This window comes from Cobetia sp., from assembly GCF_983723665.1.
The window spans coordinates 19,835-24,058 of the sequence record NZ_CFDJES010000039.1 but is presented as its reverse complement, the minus strand read 5'-3'; the positions used below and the strand labels follow the sequence as shown (position 1 = coordinate 24,058).

Genomic DNA, 4,224 nt, shown 5'->3' with positions numbered 1-4,224 from the left:
AGGAAGTAGCCGCCGCCTTCGGGGAAGTAGAAGATCACCGCACAGAACACGAACAGGAAGACGCCGACGCCGACGAGGTCCTTCACCGTGTAATAGGGATGGAAGGGAATGCCATCCAGCGGCTGCCCCGCCTCATCCTTCCTGTCCTTGATCTCGATGCCATCGGGATTGTTCGAGCCCACCTCGTGCAGCGCCACCAGATGCAGCACCACCAGCCCGACGATCACCAGCGGCAAGGCAATGACATGCAGCGCAAAGAAGCGGTTCAGGGTGATCCCCGAGATCAGGTAGTCGCCACGTATCATCTGCGCCAGGTCTGCCCCGATGACCGGAATCGCCGTGAACAGCGAGATGATCACCTGCGCCCCCCAGTAGGACATCTGCCCCCAGGGCAGCAGATAGCCCATGAAGGCCTCGGCCATCAGCGCCAGATAGATGCACATGCCGAAGATCCATACCAGCTCGCGAGGCGCACGGTAGGAGCCATACAGCAGGCCACGGAACATGTGCAGATAGATGACCACGAAGAAGGCCGAGGCGCCGGTGGAATGCATGTAGCGGATCAGCCAGCCGTACTCCACATCGCGCATGATGTACTCGATGGAGGCAAAGGCCTCCTCGGCACTCGGCGTATAGCTCATCGTCAGCCAGATGCCGGTCAATATCTGATTGACCAGCACCAGCAAGGCCAGCGAGCCGAAGAAGTAGAAGAAGTTGAAATTCTTCGGCGCGTAGTAGCCGGTCAGATGGTCCTGCAGAAACTGGGTGGCCGGCAGGCGGTCATCGATCCAGCGCATGATGCCGCGTGGCGCCTTGGCACGGTTTGGATTCCCCATCAGGCAGCCTCCTCGTCGACACCCACCACCAGCACCTGCTCACTCTCGTAGCGATGCGGCGGCACCTCCAGATTCGAAGGCGCCGGCACTCCGGTGAAGACTCGCCCGGCGAGATCGAACTTGGACCCATGACAGGCACACAGATAGCCGCCCGGCCAGTCCGCGCCGAGATCCGCCGCGCCGATCTCGGGACGATAGCCAGGCGAGCAGCCCAGGTGCGTGCAGATACCCACCAACACCACATATTCCGGCTTGATGGAGCGCAGCACGGCATCGACATAAGGGGGCTGCTGGGGACGCAGTGACTCGGGGTCCTGCAGCTCTGCGGGGGGGATGGCACGGATATTGGCGATCATCTCGGGGGTGCGACGCACCACCCACACCGGCTTGCCGCGCCATTCGATGGTCATCTGCTGGCCGGGTGCCAGCCGCGAGATATCCGCCGTGACAGGTGCGCCTGCCGCACGGGCACGCGCACTTGGCTGCCAGGACGCCAGGAAGGGCGTTGCGATACCGACCACCCCTACCGCCCCGACCACGGTGGTTGCGCTGACGAGGAAGCGGCGTCGCCCTCGGTTCACAGCTTGATCTGACATTTTATTGTTATCTCCCAAACACTACCGCTTGATGCTGGGCCATCCACTTGCCGAGCACTTGATGCTTGCTTGTATTAAAGGGCAAGAACAGAGCGCTCACAACTCAAGAAAGCCACCTTGACCAAAGCCGCTTTCGTCAATCGTGCAGCGAGACCGCAAAAAAAACGTCCAGCACCCTTGCGGGCACTGGACGTTCTTGTGGTCGACGCGAGTTCTCTTAACGCTTGGAGAACTGCGGACGACGACGGGCCTTGCGCAGGCCGACTTTCTTACGCTCGACTTCACGGGCGTCACGAGTGACGTAACCGGCGGCGCGGAGGGCCGGACGGAAGTCTTCGTTGTAAGCCATCAGGGCACGAGTGATGCCGTGACGGATAGCGCCGGCTTGAGCAGAACCACCACCACCAGCAACAGTGACGTAGACGTCGAACTGTTCGGTAGTTTCGGTCAGCTCGAGCGGCTGACGGACAACCATGCGGCCTGTCACACGACCGAAGTAGTCGTTCAGGTCACGCTGGTTGACGGTGATTTTGCCGGTGCCCGGCTTCAGGAAGACGCGCGCGGTAGAAGTCTTGCGGCGCCCGGTACCGTAGTGCTGCTGTGTCATGGCGATGCTTCCCTCAGATGTTCAGTTCTTGCGGCTGCTGCGCAGCGTGCGGATGCTCGGAGCCAGCATAGACTTTCAGCTTGGACTGCATGGCACGACCCAGCGGGCCCTTCGGCAGCATGCCCTTGACAGCCAGTTCGATCACGCGCTCAGGCTTGTGCTCGATCATCTGGTTGAAGTTCATGGAGCGCAGGCCGCCCGGGTAACCGGTGTGACGGTAGTAGGTCTTGGCTTCTGCCTTGCGACCAGTCACAGCGACTTTCTCGGCATTGATGACGACGATGTAATCGCCAGTATCAACGTGCGGAGTGTACTCGGCTTTATGCTTGCCGCGCAGGCGACGAGCAATTTCGGTAGCCATACGGCCCAGCGTCTTGCCGGCTGCGTCGACGACGAACCAGTCACGCTGGACGGACTGCGGCTTAGCAGTAAACGTCTTCATGGATGAATCACCTATAGTCGGGTCTTGCACTTGTGTGCGCGACCAATCCCTATTTTTCTTGGTTGTCCGACGTCTGGCAGCGAGCGGCGTGCTGCTTGCGCAGTCACTGTCCTCTCATCTCCAGACTGCCCTCGCCCATCAGGAGTGAATGACTCAGGATGGCTCGAGAACCGGTCAACAGTTCGAGCGAGCGCGCATTGTACATGTCATGCCCGCCTACCACAAAGGCTATTTTGCCCTTGCCGCAGGTCTCACGGCTTGTGCGGCAGCGCGAGATACTCACGCGATTGCATTTCCTGCAGACGTGACAGCGTGCGCTGGAATTCGAAATCCAGATTGCCGCCGGTATAGAGGTCCTCGACGGGCGTCGCGGCGCTCATCAGCAGCTTGACACCACGGTCATAGAACTCATCGACCATGTTGATGAAACGACGCACCTGGTCGTCGCTGTCGCGCCCCATCTGCGGCACCTCGGACACCAGCACGGTGTGGAACTCACGCGCGAGCTCGATGTAGTCATTCTGGCTACGCGGGCCATCACACAGCTCATCGAAGTGGAACCACACCACGTCTTCATGGCGACGCAGGGCGTGCAGCACGCGATGATTGATGCTCAAGCCTTCATCGGCATGGCCTTCGGCACCGGCGATGGAGCGGAATTCCCGCGCCAGCCGCGCAGCACTGTCGTCGCCCAGCGGGCTATGGAAGAGCTCGGCGTGCTCCAGTGCGCGCAGGCGGTAGTCGATGCCGGAATCGACGTTGACCACCGTGCAGTGACGCTTGACCAGGTCGATCGCCGGCAGGAAGCGCGCCCGCTGCAGGCCGTCCTTGTAGAGATCATCCGGCACGATATTGGAGGTCGCGACCAGCACCACGCCCTGCTTGAACAGCTCTTCGAACAGGGTGGCGAGAATCATCGCATCGGTGATGTCCTTGACGAAGAATTCGTCAAAGCAGATCACGCGCGCCTCGACGGCGAACTTGGCCGCCACCAGAGTCAGCGGGTTCTTCTCGCCCTTGTAGTGGCCGAGCTCATTGTGGACACGCTGCATGAAACGGTGGAAGTGCGTGCGCATCTTGTCGGCAAACGGCAGGCTCTCGTAGAAGGTGTCGACGAGGTAGGTCTTGCCGCGCCCCACGCCGCCCCAGAAGTAGAGGCCCATGATCTCGGGCGCTTCATCGACAGGCGCCGTGCGTGACGGCTTGCCGAACAGACGACGCACCTTGGAGCCCAGCCCGCCGCCACCCGTCGCGTCGGACACCTTGTCGGGCGTCTGGCGCGGCGTGCGCACGAGGTCGTCGTAGAGACGCTGCAGATGGCGAACCGCATCTTCCTGGGCGGCATCGTAGGCAAAGTCATCACGCTTGAGGTCTGCCTGGTACTTCTCGAGAGGCGTCGGTGCTGGCATTGAGAAACCCGCTGCAGGTCAGGCGCCACGCACTGGCGCACGCCTGACATGAAAGGAACAAGATCACGCCTGACCCGACACGGCGGGCAGGCAAGGACGAAATTGCGCGGCATTATACGCCTTGATGGCCACTTTACCCACTCACCGACCAGCAATCGGCTGCGCGACGTGGCTTTCGCCGCGCGCATTGCTCGCAAGGCGTGAGCTGGCATCCGCCCACACCCCGCCGGCTGCGCCGACAGGCGACCAAGGTCGCGCGCCGCGTGAATTGACGCATCGCTGCACCACACCGATATAATGGCGCGTGGACGCTTTTGAAACGCAAGCGGCACGA

5 protein-coding genes are annotated in these 4,224 nt (G+C 61.4%); all 5 read right to left on the bottom strand.

Going from position 1 to position 4,224, the window contains the following annotated elements; genetic code table 11:
- On the bottom strand, nt 1-836 hold an 836-nt coding region (locus AC4FAH_RS06025; protein WP_490245769.1), incomplete at its 3' end, for a cytochrome b.
- Nucleotides 836-1,432 carry a ubiquinol-cytochrome c reductase iron-sulfur subunit gene (gene petA / locus AC4FAH_RS06020; RefSeq protein ID WP_287020091.1) on the bottom strand — a complete coding sequence of 199 codons (597 nt, stop codon included), beginning with the start codon at nt 1,430-1,432 and terminating at the stop codon, nt 836-838. The genes petA and AC4FAH_RS06025, both read right to left, overlap by 1 nt.
- 217 nt (nt 1,433-1,649) lie before the next feature.
- Nucleotides 1,650-2,039, bottom strand: coding sequence for a 30S ribosomal protein S9 (rpsI, locus tag AC4FAH_RS06015; protein WP_043332522.1), 390 nt, complete (start codon nt 2,037-2,039; stop codon nt 1,650-1,652).
- 13 nt (nt 2,040-2,052) lie between these two features.
- Entirely contained in the window at nt 2,053-2,481 is a 429-nt protein-coding gene (rplM, locus tag AC4FAH_RS06010) for a 50S ribosomal protein L13 (RefSeq protein ID WP_043332524.1), read from the bottom strand.
- A gap of 251 nt (nt 2,482-2,732) precedes the next feature.
- A complete protein-coding gene (zapE, locus tag AC4FAH_RS06005; protein ID WP_043332526.1) occupies nt 2,733-3,890 on the bottom strand; it encodes a cell division protein ZapE in 1,158 nt (385 codons plus the stop codon).
- Nucleotides 3,891-4,224: the final 334 nt, after the last annotated feature.